This is a genomic window from Anaerocolumna jejuensis DSM 15929 (assembly GCF_900142215.1).
GTDB classification, from domain to species: domain Bacteria; phylum Bacillota; class Clostridia; order Lachnospirales; family Lachnospiraceae; genus Anaerocolumna; species Anaerocolumna jejuensis.
The window spans coordinates 381,540-402,182 of record NZ_FRAC01000007.1; the positions used below are offsets into that span (position 1 = coordinate 381,540).

General features: G+C 38.3%; 18 protein-coding genes. 16 read left to right on the plus strand and 2 right to left on the minus strand.

Annotated features, from left to right (window positions below; genetic code table 11):
* The first annotated feature begins 1 nt into the window (after position 1).
* The 4 genes from BUB77_RS05195 to BUB77_RS05210 all read left to right on the plus strand — a co-directional run bounded on the left by BUB77_RS05195 (position 2) and on the right by BUB77_RS05210 (position 3,067).
* The gene (locus tag BUB77_RS05195) at positions 2 to 817 is read left to right on the plus strand and encodes a TlyA family RNA methyltransferase (protein ID WP_073273573.1); all 816 of its coding nucleotides are present in this window, start codon (positions 2 to 4) and stop codon (positions 815 to 817) included.
* 73 nt (positions 818 to 890) lie between these two features.
* Positions 891 to 1,763: an NAD(+)/NADH kinase gene (locus BUB77_RS05200; protein ID WP_073273575.1), complete on the plus strand. Its 873-nt coding sequence runs from the start codon at positions 891 to 893 to the stop codon at positions 1,761 to 1,763.
* Complete coding sequence (gene argR, locus BUB77_RS05205; RefSeq protein WP_073273577.1) at positions 1,760 to 2,221, plus strand: arginine repressor; 462 nt, start codon at positions 1,760 to 1,762, stop codon at positions 2,219 to 2,221. Before BUB77_RS05200 ends, argR begins: the two co-directional genes overlap by 4 nt.
* Before the next feature lie 117 nt (positions 2,222 to 2,338).
* Positions 2,339 to 3,067 carry a YebC/PmpR family DNA-binding transcriptional regulator gene (locus tag BUB77_RS05210; RefSeq protein WP_073273579.1) on the plus strand — a complete coding sequence of 243 codons (729 nt, stop codon included), beginning with the start codon at positions 2,339 to 2,341 and terminating at the stop codon, positions 3,065 to 3,067.
* Positions 3,068 to 3,605: 538 nt separating this feature from the next.
* Here BUB77_RS05210 and BUB77_RS05215 read toward each other — a convergent pair.
* Complete coding sequence (locus BUB77_RS05215; RefSeq protein ID WP_073273580.1) at positions 3,606 to 4,019, minus strand: DUF4362 domain-containing protein; 414 nt, start codon at positions 4,017 to 4,019, stop codon at positions 3,606 to 3,608.
* Between the two features lie 142 nt (positions 4,020 to 4,161).
* On the opposite strand from BUB77_RS05215, the gene BUB77_RS29795 reads away from it, so the two are divergent.
* Complete coding sequence (locus BUB77_RS29795; RefSeq protein ID WP_170866586.1) at positions 4,162 to 4,332, plus strand: hypothetical protein; 171 nt, start codon at positions 4,162 to 4,164, stop codon at positions 4,330 to 4,332.
* 5 nt (positions 4,333 to 4,337) lie between these two features.
* Entirely contained in the window at positions 4,338 to 4,544 is a 207-nt protein-coding gene (locus BUB77_RS05220; protein WP_073273581.1) for a helix-turn-helix transcriptional regulator, read from the plus strand.
* Between the two features lie 124 nt (positions 4,545 to 4,668).
* On the opposite strand, the gene BUB77_RS05225 is transcribed toward BUB77_RS05220, so the two are convergent.
* Positions 4,669 to 5,424, minus strand: a complete 756-nt coding sequence (locus BUB77_RS05225) for a hypothetical protein (protein ID WP_139241110.1) — start codon at positions 5,422 to 5,424, stop codon at positions 4,669 to 4,671.
* A gap of 660 nt (positions 5,425 to 6,084) precedes the next feature.
* Between BUB77_RS05225 and BUB77_RS05230 the strand changes: the two genes are divergently transcribed.
* From BUB77_RS05230 to BUB77_RS05275, 10 genes are all read left to right on the plus strand, one after another.
* On the plus strand, positions 6,085 to 6,687 hold the full coding sequence (locus tag BUB77_RS05230) for a hypothetical protein (protein WP_139241111.1): 603 nt from the start codon (positions 6,085 to 6,087) through the stop codon (positions 6,685 to 6,687).
* A 206-nt stretch (positions 6,688 to 6,893) separates the two neighbouring features.
* Positions 6,894 to 10,748 carry an Ig-like domain-containing protein gene (locus tag BUB77_RS05235; protein ID WP_073273585.1) on the plus strand — a complete coding sequence of 1,285 codons (3,855 nt, stop codon included), beginning with the start codon at positions 6,894 to 6,896 and terminating at the stop codon, positions 10,746 to 10,748.
* A 409-nt stretch (positions 10,749 to 11,157) separates the two neighbouring features.
* On the plus strand, positions 11,158 to 12,840 hold the full coding sequence (gene recN / locus BUB77_RS05240) for a DNA repair protein RecN (protein WP_073273587.1): 1,683 nt from the start codon (positions 11,158 to 11,160) through the stop codon (positions 12,838 to 12,840).
* A gap of 231 nt (positions 12,841 to 13,071) precedes the next feature.
* A complete protein-coding gene (gene spoIVB / locus BUB77_RS05245; RefSeq protein ID WP_073273589.1) occupies positions 13,072 to 14,361 on the plus strand; it encodes a SpoIVB peptidase in 1,290 nt (429 codons plus the stop codon).
* Positions 14,362 to 14,843: 482 nt separating this feature from the next.
* A complete protein-coding gene (spo0A, locus tag BUB77_RS05250) occupies positions 14,844 to 15,647 on the plus strand; it encodes a sporulation transcription factor Spo0A (protein ID WP_073273591.1) in 804 nt (267 codons plus the stop codon).
* Positions 15,648 to 15,811: 164 nt separating this feature from the next.
* On the plus strand, positions 15,812 to 17,254 hold the full coding sequence (glgA, locus tag BUB77_RS05255; RefSeq protein WP_073273592.1) for a glycogen synthase GlgA: 1,443 nt from the start codon (positions 15,812 to 15,814) through the stop codon (positions 17,252 to 17,254).
* Positions 17,255 to 17,384: 130 nt separating this feature from the next.
* Positions 17,385 to 17,570, plus strand: coding sequence for a hypothetical protein (locus tag BUB77_RS05260; protein ID WP_073273593.1), 186 nt, complete (start codon positions 17,385 to 17,387; stop codon positions 17,568 to 17,570).
* Between the two features lie 11 nt (positions 17,571 to 17,581).
* A complete protein-coding gene (locus BUB77_RS05265) occupies positions 17,582 to 17,866 on the plus strand; it encodes a spore coat protein (protein WP_073273595.1) in 285 nt (94 codons plus the stop codon).
* A 351-nt stretch (positions 17,867 to 18,217) separates the two neighbouring features.
* Complete coding sequence (gene gap / locus BUB77_RS05270; RefSeq protein ID WP_073273597.1) at positions 18,218 to 19,231, plus strand: type I glyceraldehyde-3-phosphate dehydrogenase; 1,014 nt, start codon at positions 18,218 to 18,220, stop codon at positions 19,229 to 19,231.
* A gap of 158 nt (positions 19,232 to 19,389) precedes the next feature.
* A complete protein-coding gene (locus BUB77_RS05275; RefSeq protein WP_073273599.1) occupies positions 19,390 to 20,586 on the plus strand; it encodes a phosphoglycerate kinase in 1,197 nt (398 codons plus the stop codon).
* Positions 20,587 to 20,643: the final 57 nt, after the last annotated feature.

Below are 20,643 nucleotides of genomic sequence, written 5' to 3' on the forward strand. Positions count from 1 at the left end.
AGTGAAAGAACGTTTGGATGTCTTGTTAGTCAAGAGAAATCTGGCAGAATCCAGAGAAAAGGCCAAGGCTATTATTATGTCCGGCAATGTGTTTGTAGATGGTATCAGGGAAGACAAAGCAGGTACTTCTTTTCCTGATACCGTGAATATAGAAGTAAAGGGACAGAACCTTAAATATGTCAGCAGAGGCGGCTTAAAGCTGGAAAAGGCCATAGAAAATTATGGACTGGCACTTGGGGGAAAGACCTGCATGGATGTCGGCTCCTCCACCGGAGGTTTTACAGACTGCATGCTTCAAAACGGAGCCGTCAAGGTATATGCCGTAGATGTGGGGACCAATCAGCTTGCCTGGAAATTAAGGCAGGACGAGCGTGTGATTTCCATGGAAAAGACAAATATACGGTACGTAACCCAGGAGGATATAAGGGAGGAGATGGATTTTATCTCCATTGATGTGGCTTTTATATCACTTACTCTGGTTCTGGAGCCCGTTAGAAACCTTCTGAAAGAAGAGGGTGAAGTGGTATGCCTTGTAAAGCCCCAGTTTGAAGCTGGAAGGGAAAAGGTTGGAAAAAAGGGAGTTGTAAGGGAAAAAAGTGTCCATAAGGAAGTAATCATAAAAGTGATAGATTATGCAAAATCCATTGGATTCACTGTCTTAAACCTGGACTATTCCCCAATTAAAGGCCCGGAGGGAAATATCGAATACCTGCTTTACCTTAAGAAACCGGGGGAATCCTGTGATTTGGAAGATTTAGCAGGGGAAGCCCTTATAGATGAAGTAGTAGAAAAGTCGCATAATACTTTAAACTTGTAAATATTGGAGCTTTATGCTACAATGAATACATCATTGTATAAATAAACATAACAATGTAAATACAGGAGTTTTCATGAATAAATTTTGTCTGATAACCAATCGTAGTAAAGATGCAGATTTAGAGCTGACCAATGAGATAATAAAATATATGACCTTGCATCAGAAGGATTGTGTATGTATTGACAGGGAAGAAAGCTATGGGAACGGCAGCAGTGCCGCCATTACGGAGAAGATTGGGAACGACACAGACTGTATCCTGGTCTTAGGCGGCGATGGAACAATTATTCAGGCTGCCGATATCGTATGTGAATTGAAGATTCCTATTCTTGGGATTAATCTGGGGACCCTGGGCTTCCTTGCAGATATTGAAAGAAATCAGGTTTGGGCTGCCCTTGACTGCCTGTTTTCGGATGATTATTCCATAGAAGAGAGAATCATGCTCCGCGGAGTTCTGATAAATGATAAAAGGCAAGAAAATCTTGGTGTTGTACTCAATGATATTGTGATATCCAGGAGCAATTTTTCCAAGATTATAAATATCAGCATTTATGTTAACGGAGAGCTTGCGGACAGCTATCGCGGTGATGGGGTTATTGTATCCACTCCGACCGGCTCTACCGGTTATAGTCTTTCCTCAGGAGGACCCGTAGTAAAGCCCGATGCAGACATACTGGTATTAACACCTATTTGTCCGCATACTTTGGGAGCCAGAAGTATCGTTATATCCTCCAATGATTCTGTCAGAATACAGATAAGTGAAAATAAAATACCAGATCAGGAAGGTGCTGTTGCTGTATTGGACGGTAAGCTGACAAAAGAGCTCACAGCCGGAGACAGCATTCATATAACAAAGGCATCAGAAAAGACCAGAATGGTTAAAATTAACCACGTAGAATTTTTTGAGGTCCTGAGAAAAAAAATCGGACAAGGCGGAGAAAAGAGATGAAAGTTGGCAGGCAAAGTAAGATAATAGAGCTTATCAATAAATATGATATTGAAACCCAGGAAGACTTGGCAGACCTTTTGACCCAGGCAGGGTATAACGTGACCCAGGCAACTATTTCCAGGGATATCAGAGAATTAAAGCTGACAAAGGTAGCCGTAGATGACGGAAAGCAGAAATACATCGTGTTAAACAATACGGAAACAGGTATGAGCGACAAGTATGTAAGGGTGCTGAGAGAAGGCTTTATTTCAATGGACATGGCTCAGAATATTATTATTGTCAAGACAGTATCCGGTATGGCAATGGCTGTAGCAGCTGCCCTGGACGCACTGCATATACCTGGAATTATGGGCTGTATAGCAGGTGATGATACGCTGATGTGCGTCATAAAGACCAATGAAGAAACAGTCGGTGTAATGGAGAAGCTTAATAAACTTATTAATTCTAAAACCTTGTAAAGAATAGCTATCCATGGTAAAATAAATTAAGTTTTTAAAAGTTAAAGTATCAGTCTGTAAAAAGGAGCCGTTTTTGCGGCCTTTTTTGGGTCTGGGAACAGATAAAGGAGATATATTATGTCAGGACATTCTAAATTTGCGAATATAAAGCATAAAAAAGAGAAGAATGATGCTACAAAGGGTAAGGCATTTACAAAGCTTGGAAGGGAAATAGCAGTTGCCGTAAAAGAAGGCGGTGCGGACCCTAATGCCAACAGCCGTTTAAAGGATGTGATAGCAAAGGCCAAAGCCAACAACATGCCCAATGATACCATTGATAGAAGTATCAAGAAAGCAGCGGGAGATGCCAATTCCGTTAATTATGAATTTGTAACATATGAAGGCTATGGACCCAATGGTACTGCCATTATTGTTGAAGCATTAACAGACAATAAGAACCGTACGGCTTCCAATGTCAGAAATGCCTTCACCAAAGGAAACGGTAATATAGGAACACCGGGCTGTGTATCCTTTATGTTTGATAAAAGAGGACAGATTATCATAGACAAGGAAGAGTACGAAAAAGAAGCTGATGATTTGATGATGATTGCACTGGATGCTGGTGCATCAGATTTTAACGAGGAAGAGGACAGCTTTGAAATCCTGACCGAAGAAGACAGCTTCAGTGCTGTAAGAGAAGCCCTTGAAAATGCAGGAATCCCTATGGCACAAGCCGAAATCACTATGATTCCCCAGACCTGGGTAGAACTTACCGACGAGCAGGGTATTAAAATGATGAACCGTACGCTGGATCTGCTCGATGAGGATGATGATGTACAGGAAGTATATCATAACTGGGATGAGTAGGGAAAGTCTGTGAAAGCCTTTATTTATCGGCAACTGAATTGATTTGTAAATGATTTACAAAATGATTTAACAGTGATTCTTGGTCCGATGATGTTGTACTGGCGATTTTGAAAACTGAAAGAACATATACTACTAGAACCTCTGTACACTGTCACTGGCGGATATGTATGGAGGTTTTTATGCTATAACAGAAAGTGAATACGATATAATGTTATAAAAAATGGTCGGCTTGTCAGAGTCAGGTATTAAACTAAGTAATTACAATTGTTAAAAATATTAATTATAAAGTATCTAAAACTGAAATTAAGTCTGTAAAATATGCATGCTTACATAAAAAATTGATATTTTAATCGTACAAGGGATATATAGATTCAATTGATACTGAAATTCAACAAATTTGGTATGAATTACCAATGAAATATATTCCATCAGATGTTAAAATAGTAATGCATTGTAGGAGATGCAATATGCTGCACTCATAAAATCACTCCGATTGGGTGCAGCAGTTTAACTATTGCAATAAACAAGTAATATAGGTTTAAGGATTTCCATATTTATATAAATTAAATACTAATTCTTCACCACCATCGCATTTTTTAAGAAAATATTGCCATGGTCCATCAGGTTGTCTATATCTGTAAATAATTTCATTTCCGTAATATGTTACTGGGGAGACCTGGCCGTCGGAGAGAGAAAATATTAAGAAGGTCCCATTATATTCAAGAATTGTTTTTATAGCTAATTCAGGATTATCATAGCCATATCTTGTTATTCTAATTTTATCAGTTTTACCTTTTCCTATATTTGATAAGAATTCATAAAACCGTTCAGTATTATTTGGATTGGAGGGATTTACTACAATATCATTGTTATGAATGGCTTTCTCCAGTGGATATGTTTTTGGTAAAGTATTTAGCTCCATAGCATGTTTGGGGTATACACAATAATTCATCTTATTACCTGATTTTTTTCTATAATATATGATGGGATTTTCAATTAAATACTATTTCTAAAATGTAAAAAACTCTTGACATTAATAAATTCATATAGTATTCTTGGAATGTAAAATACATTTGACATTATGGAGGCTTATTATGAGAAAAATGGATGAGATGGAATCAAAGATAGTCTACTTTTTTGTTACGAACCTTGAGAAGCAGAAGGTTGACGATGACAGTGGTAAAAAACAAATTTTAATTTCTTTGGGTTTAATATTTTCACTCATTGTATTTGGCGCAATCCTATATTTTACCGTTGGCCGGTGAGAAGCATGAAGAATACCATAAGAGATTTACGTAAAGAAAAAAATTATAGGCAGGAAGATTTGGCTACAGCATTAGGGGTAACGAGACAAACAATAAATGCGATTGAAAATAACAAATATGATCCCACTCTGTTATTAGCCTTTAAGCTGGCTAACCTGCTTGGAACAACAGTAGACACTCTTTTTGAACCTGACCCAGCGATGCTGAAATAAAAACTGCCCTGCGGCAAATAAAAACCGAAGGGCAGTTTTGTTTAGCAAGACAGCCAAACGATTACCGATGAATTGTAAATAATCTTTATTGGAGGATTTACTTTGGGATAGCCCCGGCAGCACGTTAGTCAACCTGAAACAATTGTATATTTAGTGTTATTTTATAATTCTTTCCTTGATAGCTATTAAAAATCAATTTATTTGTTCCCTTTGGCAATTCAATTTCTTGAACAAAGCTATCCTGCCATGCATAGCCTCCCATGGCAAATTCATTTGTCTTATGCTTTAATACTTCAACCTTTTCACCATCTTTTGTTTTGTAAGTCAGCCGAAAGCCGCCAAAGCATAGATTATCCTTATGGTCAATATTAGATACATTTGCTTCAACCAGTACTTTTATGTTTGTATCCTCGCTAAGTGATGTATTTAACACAGTACATTTATCGTCTTTATCTGTGTAAGTTACGGAAACTTTTTTCAGCAATTTATCTTTGCCTTCATTCCTTATTTTTTCGCCCTTAGAATCTGAGTATTCAATATTGTCTCCCTCAAAACTTTCTTCATCATATTCCTCTTCCTCTTCTGCACTGAAATACTCGAACTTATCCTGAGCTATATGGGCAAACAACAAATCAAATTTAAAGGAAGTATCTTTTCCTCTAAATTCGAGGCGGCTTTTTCCTTTATCAAGTTTAATACTTGTATCAAGTTTTAATTTTCCTTTTCGTGAATCGTTAGTGCTATCGGATATAACGGTTTCTTTATTATCAGGATTAATATATACTATCTGAACATCCCCGGATATAGATTTTAATTCACCAGACAAGTCCACGCTGGTATCTTCCAACGCGGAAATATATAGTAGATGTAAAGAATTCACAACCTGTGACCTCCCGGATATTTCATATTTGCCGTCTTCCCCCTTTGCTGTAAAATTGCTATAACGACTGCTTTGAATAATGGAAAGATGATTGCTGCAAGCAACAAGCGAAAAACATAAAAATACACAGCATATTCCAATAAAAATCCGTTTCATAACGCTCTCCTCTCTTTTGTCAATATTAAAGAAAGCTTTTCCTCTTATATAACATAAGACGAAAACACTTTACTTCAATAATAAACTTAAAGTATAAGGAACTTCTTCATAAAATTCTAAAAATTCATGAAAGAAAATAGAAATTTGTTAAATCTCTCAGATATCTATTATTTTCTTTAGCAGCAAGGTCACTTTGGTCATAGTACTAAATGTTAATTTATGGCACTCGAACCATTTATTAAATATTTATAATAAAGCTATTAAAAATTAGGTTGAAATACCTATATGGATTTGCTTACTAATGGATGGACATAAGGAAATCAATAAGATAGAATATATCTACAAAAGCAAAAAAACGGTTCGAAGGTCCTTATGCAGCTAATGACAAATATGGTGCGATATGTAAGGATGAGTTTTTGCAATGGTGGATTTATTACCGCCAAAAAATAAGTATAAAAAAAAATTAAACATCAACCAAATACTGTTATACAGAGGGGAGTTAAAATGTTTAAGAAACTACTTAAGATAATGCCGTGGGCTAATAAGGATACAAACGAGTTTATCATTGTCCAGTTAAATGATAAAATAATGCCGTTGGACAGAGGGGATTTTTATGAAGAGCCCCTTAATGAATTTCTTCAGAAATACGGATATGGAGAAGTCAGCGGCGGTGGAACAATGCAGTCAGAAACCGGTGAAATAATTTTTTGTGATATAGAAATTATGGTTTATAAAAATCAAAGCTGTGAGCAGATCGCTAATGGAATTATTCCTTTTCTGGAAGCGAAAGGGGTGCCCAAGGGGTCTGCGGTTACCATAGAAGAATCAAAAGAGATATCCTTTGGGAAGTCAGAAGGGCTTGCCATATATCTTGATGGGATCAATCTTGCGGATAATGTATATAATGAGTGCGACCCGGACTATGTCTTGCAGGAGCTTAGTATGCTGACAGGAAATAGTGGAAATCTCCAAAGATATTGGCAGGGAGAAACTGAAACAGCATTTTATTTTTATGGTAAATCCTATGAGAAGATGAAGGCTGCCATAACAGAGTTTGTCAGCTCTTATCCTTTATGCAAAGGGGCGAGAGTCGTACAGATAGCATAGTTAATGCAGTAACTTGGAATGAAAGGGTTGATATACTGTTTACATTAGAGGATACTATTTTTTACAAGAGGATATGACACAGAAATGACAAAACATAGAATTAAATTTTTAACAGAAAAATATAAGATAAATATAAGAAAAAACGTATATTATGACGATATATGTTTAAGGACAAAATTAGGTGGGATTCGGACAGGGAGGTCAGAATGAATAAAGTATTTATTAAACGATGGACAGCAGTTATATGCTGTCTGATTATAGCAATGGTAACAATTTTTCAGCCAATTGATTTACAGAAGGTAAAAGCAGCAGATTCTTATTATTTTATGGTAAATGGAAATCCAAAGACATCTGGTAGTGAGGTGAGTCTCACTCAGAAAGACAACAATCCGATATACCTGTCCGGTTCCGATGGAGTTTACATAAAAAACTTTGACCCGAGTACGATAAAATGGTCTGTCAATTCAGTTAATGTCAGTGATTCTGCACATGATGAGAGCGCACTTGGTGTTATTACCTTGAATAATATTGATAACAATACCCTATCTGCTAATATCAAAGTAAAAGGTCCTGGATATGCTACCATAAGGCTTTTTTACAAGGACAATGATGGGTATGCACATAATTATTCCTTAAATATAAAAGTAGAATTTGGAATTAAATATACGGGATTTACCAATGCCCTTATTACTGGAAGCGATTTTGACAAGAATATTATGGTTTTTAATAATGTGGGCGAAACCAAAGATGTGGAAATAAAATACAGTAAAATAAATCCGGAAGATCTGAATTTAGTTGGTTCCTTTACCTCCGTTTCGAGTTCTGATCCCTCTGTTGTAGTTGTTCAGAATGGCGTCGCCAAGGCAGTGGGAGCGGGTGTTGCCACGATTACCATTACAACAAATACTGCTTCAGGAGACAGTAAGACAACTGCTTTAACAGCCAGTTTTAAGGCGATCGTTACGCCAAGGATTAACACTGCACCTCCGGGCGGCGCGGATGGTACCGATTATTCGGCGTTTAAGTATGAAACGGATACCATAGAAACCAAGAAAAGCGTAACCTTTTATACCAATTCAAAGGATGCATCAAAAATTATCTGGAAATTTTACCGTGATACAACTACCGGGCCTCAGCTAATAGCCAATCCCGCAGGTATTATATCCTATACGGCAAGTGAGACGGACGGAACGTTTACAGTAAATAATGCAAAATCAGGCAAGTACATTATTATGGGTTTTGCTGACAATATGTATATTCCGGATAAATTGGATGTTGCACCCGGCAGTGTTAAGGTGCCATATATTAAACTCCATCTAAATGTGAATCCTGACATTCCTCCTTTTCTGGTAATGAATGTGAATGATACCTATGATCTGGGCAGCCTTATAAATCCACTGGATGGAGTCTATACCTATTATTCCGATGATACATCGATTGCAGGCATTAACAGCCAGGGAATCCTTACTGCCAGAAAAAGCGGTAATGCGACAATTACGATTACGAAGGATGATGGAACGAAATATGTAATTAACCTTACTGTTATAGACGGTATTTCATTGAACCTTACGGAAGCAAATATTTATATATCAGGAACGCTGCAGCTGCTTCCTACCGTTACCAATGATTCTACTGAGGTAAAATGGTATAGTGTAAAAGATCCTACTATTAGCTATGATGATAGTATTAATAACGGAACCAGTATTGCAACGGTATCGAATAATGGTCTGGTAACAGGTGCAGGTGAAGGAACTGCTTATATTGTGGCAGCGATTACTACCGGTGGAGTAACAAAAAAAGCTGTATGTAAAGTAACTGTTGGTAAGACCATTACCCAAATTACGATAGATCCGGCGGCGCTGTCATTAAATATGGCTGAAAGCTATATATTAAAGGCTAAATTCGATCCTACCATTTCAAGAAATGTGCCGGTAAAATGGATAAGTACGGATGAGAAGGTTGTTAAGATTACCAACAGCAGTTCCGAACTTGTTAATATTACTGCACAGAGCCAGCCTGGGTCAGCCCTGATTATTGCTGTCAATACGGAGAATTATATTATTGGTTCCTGTAAGGTAACCGTTAAGCAGCAGGTAAGCGGTATTACCTTATCGGCAACCAACCTCAGCCTGATGAAATCAGTCGGAACCTATCAGCTGAAAGCAACCGTGACTCCCAGCGATGCTACGAATACCGGGGTTAGCTGGAAGTCTACCAATCCTTCAGTAGCAACCGTAAACGATTCGGGTCTGATTACATTATTGTCTTCCGGCTCTACTTCCATTATTGTAACCTCATTGGATAATCCCAATGTTTCTGCCGTATGTAATTTGGCAGTAGGGGTTCCTATAACAGCGATTAAACTGGATGACACCAAAAAAATAATGTATACAGGGGATACAGCAAAGCTTTCCTATACCATAACCCCTACCAATGCCACCAACACGGATGTTACCTGGAGTACTTCGGATGCCAGTGTAGCCAGTGTGGATGCAAAAGGAAATATCAAGGCCCAGTCAGCTGGTACGACTGTTATTATTTTAAGGACGGCAGATGGACTTTATATGTCCAGCTGTACGATAATAGTAAAGGAAAAAGCAACAGGTCTTGCCTTTGATGTAACAAGCCTTGAGCTTTATATCGGAAAGACCTATACCATAAAAGTAACTCCCACACCTGCTACGGCAACGGACTACACCTTGACCTGGAGTTCATTGGATGCGACCATTGCCTCTGTAGACAGCACCGGTACCATAACAGCAAAAGCAGCCGGCAGAACCATGATCACGGCTACCACTTCAACGGGAAGCGTACTCTATTGTACAGTAACGGTAAAGGCCGAAGCGACAGGCCTGCAGCTTAATTACACGGAGAAGACAGTAGTAATCGGAGATTATTTTGATTTAAAAGCTACAATTAAGCCAAGCTCAGCCGCAAGCGAAGAATCCATAGTCTGGGTCAGCTCCAAGACCAGCGTTGCCACAGTATCAGCAAACGGCAGGGTCAAGGGTAAAAAGGGCGGTACGGCAGTTATAACCTGTAAAACTACGGACGGTAAGTTTACGACCTTCTGTACGGTAACAGTAGTGGAAAGAGTTACAAGTGTTACTTTAAATAAATCCAGCTACAAGCTTGGACTTGGAAGAACCTATGCCTTGGTTGCAAAGGTTAAGACCAATGCAGCCAACAACCCTAAGATAAAATGGACTACCAGTAATTCCAGAATCGTAACGGTTGACCAGAAAGGCCATATAACCGGAAGGAGAGTGGGAACGGTAACTGTTACAGCCGCTGCAACGGACGGAAGCGGCGAGAAAGCAAAAGTGAGGGTTAGAGTAGTAAGGTCAGTCTCCTACATAAGCTTAAACAGAACCTCAGTTACAACAGTAGCAGGCAGAAGCTTTAAACTGAAAGCAACTGTAAAACCCAAAAGTGCATCCTTTAAAACAGTTAATTGGAAATCCAGCGATGAAACAATTGCCCTTGTAGATGCTTCCGGTAAGGTTACGGCATTAAAAGCAGGAAATGTAACGGTTAAGGCATCAGCAAAGGATAACAGCGGAAAATATGCTATCAGCTATGTCATTGTACAGCCCAGGGTTCCTGCTAACAGCGTTACAATATTAAATCAGAACCTGACCATGGTTGTGGGAGAAACGGCAGTTCTTCAGAAAGCCATTAATCCTTCTACATCTACGGATAGTGCAAGCTGGGCAACCGATAATAAAACAGTCGCTACCGTAACAACCTCCGGCAAGCTTACAGCCAATAGGCCAGGTATTGCCAATGTTTCAGTAATGACGGAATCGGGTAAGACGGCTACTACAAAAGTAACAGTAGTTGGGCTGAATGCCACAAATCTCGTATTAGAGCAGTATACTGACTATACATTGACGGTATTGGGAATAACAAGCGGTGTAACCTGGGATATTGTGGATTCCAATATCGCTGTTGTCAATAACGGTGTGATCAGTACAAGAAGAGTAGGTTCAACAACGATTATTGCCACCGTAAACGGCAGGCGTTTAACCTGTAGTTTAAAGGTTACTAAAATAAAGTAAAGAGCTATAAAATAAGCTGATTTAAATTTATATTAATAAATTCATAGCCCACAGCCTTTGGATGTAAAATTATTTATAATGCAGGCATCCAAAGGCCGGCTATGAAAAATATAAGACAATGTGACGGATAGATATCCCGAATACACTAATATCATTTTCCTTTCCTTTATTCTTTTAATTCAGTAATTTCTTTTAAAATTCCTGTTAATTTTGATTTCCTTTTAAATTTCATTGAAAAATTCCTTTTCCGGCTATTTCTATCTGATTTAAAATTTCTTGCACAAATTAGTAAGTTATGCTAATATAAAGAATATAAAAGAGAACATATGTTTTGAATATGCTCTTGGTTTCACTTTAATCCGACAACAATGCTTACCAATATAATATCAAACCTTTAGGAGGAAGAGACTTGCTGCTCAATTTACATGTAAAGAATTTTGCTATTATTGATGAAGTGGATATTACTTTGAAGGATGGCCTTAATATATTGACAGGAGAAACAGGAGCCGGTAAATCCATTATAATCGGCTCCGTGAATGTCTGCCTGGGAGGGAAAATAAGCAAGGACATTATAAGGCATGGGGCGGAATATGCAATGGTCGAGCTGCTGTTTGAGTCAGGCAGCAGGGCAGTCATAAATAAAATGCAGGAACTGGATTTGCCCATGGAAGACGGGCAGATTCTTATTACACGAAAGATTACAAACGGAAAAAGCATCAGTAAAATAAACGGTGAGACGGTTACGGCCCAGAGCCTTAAGGAAATAGCGGGTTTATTGATCGATATCCATGGACAGCATGAGCACCAGTCACTTTTATATAAAGAAAATTATCTGGACATCATAGACCGTTTTGCCAGGGAGGAAGCTTCAAAGGTCAAGCAGAAGCTGGCAAAGGAGTATAATACCCTGGCAGAGCTTAAAAAGCAGCTGACACAGCTGACAATAGAGGAAGATAAACGGTTAAGGGAAATTTCTTATCTGGAATATGAAGTAAGCGAAATCAAAGAAGCTAATCTGAGACCGGGAGAAGATGAGGAGCTTACCAGCGAATATAAGAAGCTTTCCAATGCAAGAATAATTGCAGAGGGGCTTTCCCAGGTTTATGAGCAGATGGGCTATCAGGCTGCGGGCTCTGCCGGAGATATGATAGGCAGAAGTGTTAAGCAGCTGGCAAAATTAATGGATTATGACAAGGGACTGAATGAATTTTATAATCAGAGTCTGGATTTGGAAGCCCTTGTAAATGAATTTAACAGAAATTTGTCCGAGTATACAGCGGACCTCAGCAATCATGAGGAAGATTTTAAAGAGGTGGAAGAACGTCTGAATCTGATAAACCACCTCAAAGCGAAATATGGAAATTCCATCGAGGAAATTGCGAAAGTGGTGGAAGAAGGAGAGAGGAAGCTGGAGCAATACTATCATTATGAGGAAACCCTTCGGGAGCTAAATCAAAGTATTGCTGTACAGGAAAAGGAAGTAAGAAGCCTCAGTGAAAAACTCTCAGAGATTAGAACCAAGAATTCCAGGGTTTTATCGGCAAGGATAAAAGAGGCCCTGGTAGATTTGAATTTTTTAGATGTGAGTTTTGCAATTGAACTGACCAGAAAAGAGAATTATACACAGGATGGTTTCGATGATGCGGAATTTCTGATATCCGTTAATCCCGGTGAGGAGCTGAAGAACCTTTCAAAGGTCGCTTCCGGAGGTGAATTATCCAGAATAATGCTGGCAATTAAGTCCGTTTTTGCGGATAAAGATGAAATTGAATCTTTAATTTTTGATGAGATAGATACCGGTATCAGCGGAAGAACCGCCCAGAAGGTGTCGGAGAAGCTTTCTGAGATATCGGGCAGTCATCAGGTAATATGCATTACACATTTGGCACAGATCGCTTCCATGGCCGACACCCATTATATAATTGAGAAGAACACCGATGGAAGGACAACTCGAACAGAGATAAGGCAGCTAAAGGACCAGGAGTCAATCGAGGAAATTGCCAGAATTCTTGGAGGTGCCAGGATTACAAAAACAGTAATTGAAAGCGCCGAGGAAATGAAACAATTAGCGAAAAAAACAAAACAAAAATAGTTTGAATTTGAATTTTCTACACATACTAACATAAGGCAGGTATTTAAGGATATACACTCAAGAGTGTATATCCTTTTTTTAAAATGCAATTTTTGAACGAACATTTTTTAAATTGGAAGTAAGATGGACTAATAAAATGAAAATATCAGTTAAGAATATGTTTATGATGTTAAGAGCAAAATACATCAGAAATGAAAAAATAGCGATAGATACGTAAAGGGAGCTAATATCATGCATAAAAAATTAGTTTACAGAAGAATTCTCATCCTGGCACTGTGTATAAACATACTTGTATTACTTTTTTTTACTTACCGCTACATTGACAGCAGTGTACCGGATTCCATAAAAATCATGGTAGGGGAAAATGAGAAATTTGATTTTAATCTTCCGATGGAAGGCAGTGTAACCTCCGGAGATGTAGATGTATTGAGCGTAAATAATAAAACTGTTCCAAAGGGTCTGATTAAGCTGAACCTGGGAGAACCTTTTACGTTAAAATCAAGCTCAACGGGAAATTATAAGATTCATTTAAAACTATTCGGTTTTCTGAATTTTAAGGAAGTTACCATTGGAGTAATTGACCAGAAAGAACTGATACCCTGCGGTGACCCAATCGGTATATATATTGAAACGGATGGAATTATGGTCCTGGGGACTGGTGTTATAAATGGTGCTGACGGCCTTAATTATGAACCCTCTCTCAATAAACTGAAAACCGGTGATTACATCACCAAAATTAATGATACGGTTATCCATAACAAGGAAGAATTAATTGAAGAGATACAGCATTGTGATGGTAAGGATATAAAGGTAACTCTGCGCAGAGACGATAAAATAACAGTTTATAAGATATCACCTGTAAAAACAGCGGACGGTGAATACAAGATAGGTGCATGGATCAGGGATAATACCCAGGGTATCGGCACGCTGACCTTCATAACAAAGGATGGGCAATTTGGTGCTCTGGGCCATGGCATAACCGATATTGATACAAGCCTGCTGATGGAAATTGAAAGAGGATATCTTTATAATGCCGATATCATGACGATAATCAAGGGCAAGCAGGGAGTTCCGGGGGAGCTGATAGGTCTTATTAAGCAAAATGATGACGACAAGATAGGTGATATTAAAAAGAATACCAATCAAGGAATATTTGGCAGAGTGGGTTCCGGTTTTGTAAGGGCAAACGAGCAGGAGGCCATTCCGGTAGGCTTAAAGCAGGAAATAAAGCTTGGACCCGCTACCATTCTTACCTGTGTGGAAAACCAGGTAAAAGAGTATAGCATTAATATTGATAAAATTGACTTAAACAGCCAGAGCCCCAACAAAGGTATGGTAATAAGCATAACAGACCCTGCCCTGATAGATAAGACCGGAGGTATCGTCCAGGGAATGAGCGGAAGCCCTATTATCCAGAACGGTAAGATAATCGGAGCCGTTACCCACGTATTTATACAGGATTCCACCAAGGGATACGGGACATTTATCGAAAATATGCTGAATAACCTTGAAGATAAATAAAAACTCACCGCAATCGACTTAATATAACCGCAGCAGTAAAATGTAACAGGATATAACATTAGAATTACTTAAGATAAAATTTTATATTTGAAAATTAAATATTATTTTTCACTTGCGCTCAAAACAATAGCCCCTGTGTCGTAAATTGCGATAAGAAAGAATTGATAAAATGGAAATAAATGTATATAATAAGAACATGTAAATAATTTACAAATCATTATTTGCAGATTATTTGAATTGACTTTACTCATCCGTAATATATTATGTAAAAGGCTGTATATTTAAAGTTGATTTTTAAAATCAATAGAAAAAGCCGAGATTTCGTCAATGAATATGGAAAATATTGACTTGGAAACGATAAAGAGTTATAATATGGTACGGATGAACTATTTTTCACGCATATTTCACACAAAAGGAGGTTAGGAATTATTCTGGTTAGACAAAATTTATAAGCAAAAGGAATATTTTGGGAGGAAAACAAAGTGGGTAAGATCAATGTAGCAATTGTGGATGACAATGAAAGAATTGTAAAGCTTTTAGAGGAGATCTTGAAGGGAGACTCCGACATTGAGGTGGTTGGGACCGCCGACAATGGAATTGACGCACTGGAAGTAATAAGAGATAAGAAGCCGGATGTTGTTCTTTTGGATTTGATTATGCCTAAATTGGATGGTTTAGGTGTTATGGAAAAGATAAGACTCGACGATAGCTTCAAAAATGCGCCGGCCTTCATCGTTATTACGGCAATCGGGCAGGAAGGCGTAACAGAAAATGCATTTGAATTAGGTGCAAGCTATTATATTATGAAACCCTTTGATAACAATATGGTGCTTACCAGAATTAAGCAGATCAGAGGCGATTTACATAATACAAAAGTATTTGAGAATCACCGGGTTAGTACTTATGAAAGTAAAGATGACTATAAGGAAAGAAATCTGGAATCCGATGTGACGAATATCATCCATGAAATCGGTGTGCCTGCACACATTAAAGGATATCAGTATTTAAGGGATGCAATCATGATGTCAGTTAATGACAGCGAGATGTTGAACTCCATTACAAAATTGCTGTATCCGTCCATTGCAAAGAGACATAAAACAACACCGAGCAGGGTGGAAAGAGCTATCAGACATGCTATTGAAGTGGCCTGGAGCAGGGGAAAGATGGACACAATTGATGAGCTATTTGGTTATACTGTCAGTAACGGTAAGGGAAAGCCGACTAATTCTGAATTCGTAGCTTTAATAGCTGATAAAATAAGATTAGAATATAAATTAAGAGCATAATAGTAAGAAACTTACTATAAAAAATTACACTGCTTCAGTAAAAGGGGTACGATGCATATTAAGCGTCGTTTTACTGAAGCAGTTTTTTGTTGAAAATAAACTTTGCTAATAGTGGAAAATCATGTATAATCAAGATGTAACACATAAATATTCCGGAGGTAGTTATGAAGAAAATATTATTCGCAGCTTCTGAATGTGTCCCATATCTTAAAACAGGTGGTCTTGCAGATGTTGCAGGTGCCTTACCAAAATACATTAACAAAGAAGAATATGATGTACGTGTAGTAATGCCGAAATACAAAAGCATACCGGAAGCCCTGCAGGAAAAGATGTTATACAGGTTTAACTTTAATATGGACCTTGCCTGGAGGAACAAATATGTAGGTTTGTTTGAAATAATAGAAGACGGCATACATTATTACTTTATTGACAATGAATATTACTTTTGCGGAAATACACCTTACGGAAATATCTATGAAGACATTGAGAAATTTGCCTATTTTTCAAAGGCAGTACTCTCCATATTACCCCAGATAGATTTCAGACCGGATATTATACACTGCCATGACTGGCAGACAGGGCTGGTGCCTGTATATTTAAAGGATTTATTTTCAAATAATGAATTTTACTGCGGCATCAAGTCCATAATGACCATACATAACCTTAAATTCCAGGGAGTATGGGATTTAAAGACAGTAAAGGATGTAACCGGATTGGGGGATTATTATTTCACTCCGGATAAATTGGAAGCCTACGGTGATGCAAATTATCTAAAGGGCGGCATTACCTATGCTGACACGGTGACCACTGTCAGTAAGACCTATGCGGAAGAGATAAAGACACCTTACTATGGAGAAGGGCTTGACGGGCTTATGAGGGCGAGAAGCAATGTTCTTACAGGAATCGTAAATGGAATCGATTATGAAGAATATGACCCCTTAAGTGACCCTTTAATACCCTTTCATTACAATATAAAAAATTTCCGTAAGGAAAAGGTCAAGAATAAAAAGGCCTTACAGGAAGAACTGGGCCTTGCGGCAGACCCTAAGAAATTTATGATAGGAATTGTATCAAGGCTTACAGACCAGAAGGGTCTTGATTTAATCGACTGCGTAATTGAAAATATCTGCGCGGAAGATATACAGCTTGTTGTGGTAGGAACCGGTGAAGGCAGGTATGAGAATCTGTTCAGGCATTATGCCTGGAAATATGGAGACAGAGTTTCTGCAAATATCTTTTTTTCAGAGGAAAGAGCGCACAAAGTCTATGCTGCCTGTGATGCCTTTCTGATGCCGTCCCTGTTCGAACCCTGCGGGTTAAGCCAGTTAATCAGCCTTCGCTATGGAACGGTGCCTATTGTCAGGGAAACCGGAGGGTTAAAGGATACGGTCATACCATACAACGAATTTGAAAATACCGGAACAGGCTTCAGCTTCCGTAATTATAATGCCCATGAAATGCTTTCCGTAATAAATTATGCCAAATCGGTATTTTATGATAAAAAAAGAGAATGGAATAAGCTGGTCGACCGGGGAATGGCAATGGATTATTCCTGGAAAACTTCCGCCCTTCTCTATGAAGAGCTGTATAACGGGCTAACCTCCTGAAAAAGAAATTGAATTTATCCATTACCGTTTTTTTGCCTGTATAAGAAAGCCCCCTTTTTGAGATAATAATTTCTGATAGTGTGCAAAAAGAATTGCTATTATCATAAAATCACAAAAGGAGGAAATATGAATGAGTAACTTATCCAAACTTGATGTTCAGAACCTGAGGCATTTATTAGTATTTGGAGAGACAAATAAGCAGAAATACCAGACCTATGCTGAACAGTGCACAGATCCTAATGTAAAACAGTTTTTCCAAAAAGAAGCCCAGTCAGCAGAGCAGACAAGACAAAAACTAATTCAATTTCTAAAATAGGAGGTTTCACTATGCAAGAACAGGCAATGGTAACAGATGCGCTGAATTCAATTAATGCAGGCCTTAAGAGCCTGGGAGATATGATTTCTCAGTCGGAAGATATGCAGCTTAGGCAGACTTTACAGCAGATGAGAAATGAGGCAGAAACCTGCCAGCATGAATTATATACAATTGCTACGAATAAAAATTATTATCAACCGGCACAAAAAGCATCACAGGATGAAATTAATGACTTAAGAAATGTTATAACACAGATTACAAACCAGGCATCCCAGGGCGGACAGTCAATGAGATAGGAAGTACTGAAATCGGGAGGGGCAGCTGCATTTTAAAGAAAGGCAGCCCCGGGCCCCGGTTCCTTTTTAAAATAATTTTATTGAAAAAAGGAAAAAATCACCTTTTGAATTTTGACAAGAGTTAAAGTGCACAAAGAAATTTATTCCCAAAAAGCTTTTATGAAGTATCTATTAATCTTAATCTAATTTATATTTTACTCTTGAAATTTTCTTGTAAAAAAGGTAAAATAATATAGTGTTTGAGAAAAATTTGTCAATCATAATGGTTAATAGCTGTCGCTCCTACATAAAGTTGATGTTATGGAACATTATGGCAGCATATTATAAAATTAACAATTAGGAGGAATAAAAATGGCAGTAAAAGTAGCAATTAATGGTTTTGGACGTATTGGACGTCTTGCATTCAGACAGATGTTTGGAGCAGAAGGATATGAAGTAGTAGCTATCAATGACTTAACAAATCCTAAAATGCTTGCACACTTATTAAAATATGATACAGCACAGGGAAGATACGCTTTAGCAGATAAAGTTGAAGCAAAGGAATCTTCTATCGTTGTTGACGGAAAAGAAATCAAAATCTATGCTGAGAAGAATGCAGCTGATCTTCCTTGGGGAAAAATCGGTGTAGATGTAGTACTTGAGTGTACAGGCTTCTATGTATCAAAAGCTAAATCTCAGGCACATATCGACGCAGGTGCTAAGAAGGTCGTAATTTCTGCTCCCGCAGGAGATGATCTTCCTACTATCGTTTTCGGCGTTAACGAAAAAACTTTAACAGCAAAAGATACTATCATTTCCGCAGCATCCTGTACAACAAACTGCTTAGCTCCTATGGCTAAAACATTAAATGATTTAACAGAAATCGAAAAAGGTTTCATGACAACAATTCACTCTTATACAGGTGACCAGATGACATTAGATGGTCCTCATCCTAAGGGAGATTTAAGAAGAGCTCGTGCAGCTGCTGAAAATATCGTTCCCAATTCAACTGGTGCTGCTAAAGCAATCGGTCTTGTTATTCCTGCATTAGCAGGCAAATTAGACGGTGCTGCTCAGCGTGTACCTACCCCTACAGGATCTATCACAGAATTAGTTGCTGTTTGCAAGAGCAAGGTATCCAAAGATGATGTAAATGCAGCTATGAAGGCAGCAGCAAGCGCATCTTTCGGTTATACAACAGAAGAATTAGTATCTTCCGATATCATCGGTATTACTGAAGGTTCTTTATTCGATGCAACTCAGACAAAGGTTACTCCTCTTGATGGAGACAAGACTTTAGTTAAAGTTGTTGCTTGGTATGACAATGAAAATTCCTACACAAGCCAGATGGTAAGAACAATTAAATTTTTCGCTGAATTAGCATAATTCATAATTAGCATAATTTAATTTTATAATTTATAGATCCTATTATGGGTCCGGTCTTTGAAAGAAAGTCGAGGAACGTTTACCGAACCCTCTGTGACTTTCTATAGAGATACGGGCCCATTATTATTGTGTAACATCATTTTGAAAGGAGCAATTACATGCTTAATAAGAAATCCATCGATGATATTAACGTAAAAGGAAAAAGAGTTCTTGTTCGCTGTGACTTTAACGTACCTCTTCAGGAGGGAAAAATCACAGATGAAAACCGTCTGGTTGCAGCACTTCCTACCATTCAGAAATTAATCAAAGACGGAGGAAAGATTATTCTTTGCTCTCATCTTGGAAAACCCAAGGGAGAACCCAAGCCGGAATTATCTTTAGCTCCCGTAGCAGTAAGACTTTCTGAATTATTAGGACAGCCTGTAAAATTTGCAGCAGATGCTACCGTAGTTGGCGAAAATGCCAAAAAAGCCGTAGCAGAAATGAAGGACGGAGAAGTTATCCTTCTTGAGAATACCCGTTACAGAGCAGAAGAGACCAAGAATGTTGACGCTTTCAGCGAAGACCTTGCATCTATCTGCGATGTATTCGTAAACGATGCTTTCGGTACTGCACATAGAGCTCACTGCTCCAATGTCGGTATTACAAAATATGTAGACACAGCTGTTGTAGGTTACTTAATGCAAAAAGAAATTGATTTCCTTGGAAATGCCGTTAATAATCCCGAAAGACCTTTCGTAGCCATTCTTGGCGGTTCTAAGGTATCCAGTAAGATTTCCGTAATCAACAACCTTCTTGATAAAGTAGATACCCTGATCATTGGCGGAGGTATGGCATATACTTTCATGAAGGCAAAGGGCGAGGAAATCGGTAACTCCATGCTGGAAGCAGATTATCTTGACTATGCAAAGGAAATGATGGATAAGGCTAAAGCAAAGGGTGTTAAGCTTTTAATTCCCGTTGATACCATAGAAGCAAAGGAATTCTCCAACGATGCGGAATTCAAGACCGTTACCAGCGAAGAAGGTATCAGTGAAGGCTGGCTTGGACTTGATATCGGAGAGAAGACCTGCAAGCTTTATGCAGATGCTGTAAAAGAAGCTAAGACTGTTGTTTGGAACGGACCTATGGGTGTATTCGAAATGGCTAACTTTGCAAAGGGTACTATTGCAGTAGCAAAGGCTCTTGCAGACCTTAATGCTGTTACAATCATCGGCGGCGGTGATTCTGCAGCAGCCGTTAATACCTTAGGCTTTGGTGATAAGATGACACATATTTCCACAGGCGGCGGCGCTTCTCTTGAATTCCTGGAAGGAAAAGAACTTCCCGGTGTAGCTGCAGCAAATGACAAATAAATTAAATTAAAACCAGGGACTGGCAGAGAAAATGCCTGACAGTCCCTTTTCTTGATA

Excerpts from the sequence above, each read along its gene's own strand:
- BUB77_RS05200 (WP_073273575.1), top strand. The coding sequence starts at position 891 with ATGAATAAATTTTGTCTGATAACCAATCGTAGTAAAGATGCAGATTTA.
- argR (WP_073273577.1), top strand. The coding sequence starts at position 1,760 with ATGAAAGTTGGCAGGCAAAGTAAGATAATAGAGCTTATCAATAAATAT.
- BUB77_RS05210 (WP_073273579.1), top strand. The coding sequence starts at position 2,339 with ATGTCAGGACATTCTAAATTTGCGAATATAAAGCATAAAAAAGAGAAG.
- BUB77_RS05215 (WP_073273580.1), bottom strand. The coding sequence starts at position 4,019 with ATGAATTATTGTGTATACCCCAAACATGCTATGGAGCTAAATACTTTA.
- BUB77_RS29795 (WP_170866586.1), top strand. The coding sequence starts at position 4,162 with ATGAGAAAAATGGATGAGATGGAATCAAAGATAGTCTACTTTTTTGTT.
- BUB77_RS05220 (WP_073273581.1), top strand. The coding sequence starts at position 4,338 with ATGAAGAATACCATAAGAGATTTACGTAAAGAAAAAAATTATAGGCAG.
- BUB77_RS05230 (WP_139241111.1), top strand. The coding sequence starts at position 6,085 with ATGTTTAAGAAACTACTTAAGATAATGCCGTGGGCTAATAAGGATACA.
- BUB77_RS05235 (WP_073273585.1), top strand. The coding sequence starts at position 6,894 with ATGAATAAAGTATTTATTAAACGATGGACAGCAGTTATATGCTGTCTG.
- spoIVB (WP_073273589.1), top strand. The coding sequence starts at position 13,072 with ATGCATAAAAAATTAGTTTACAGAAGAATTCTCATCCTGGCACTGTGT.
- glgA (WP_073273592.1), top strand. The coding sequence starts at position 15,812 with ATGAAGAAAATATTATTCGCAGCTTCTGAATGTGTCCCATATCTTAAA.
- BUB77_RS05260 (WP_073273593.1), top strand. The coding sequence starts at position 17,385 with ATGAGTAACTTATCCAAACTTGATGTTCAGAACCTGAGGCATTTATTA.
- BUB77_RS05265 (WP_073273595.1), top strand. The coding sequence starts at position 17,582 with ATGCAAGAACAGGCAATGGTAACAGATGCGCTGAATTCAATTAATGCA.
- gap (WP_073273597.1), top strand. The coding sequence starts at position 18,218 with ATGGCAGTAAAAGTAGCAATTAATGGTTTTGGACGTATTGGACGTCTT.
- BUB77_RS05275 (WP_073273599.1), top strand. The coding sequence starts at position 19,390 with ATGCTTAATAAGAAATCCATCGATGATATTAACGTAAAAGGAAAAAGA.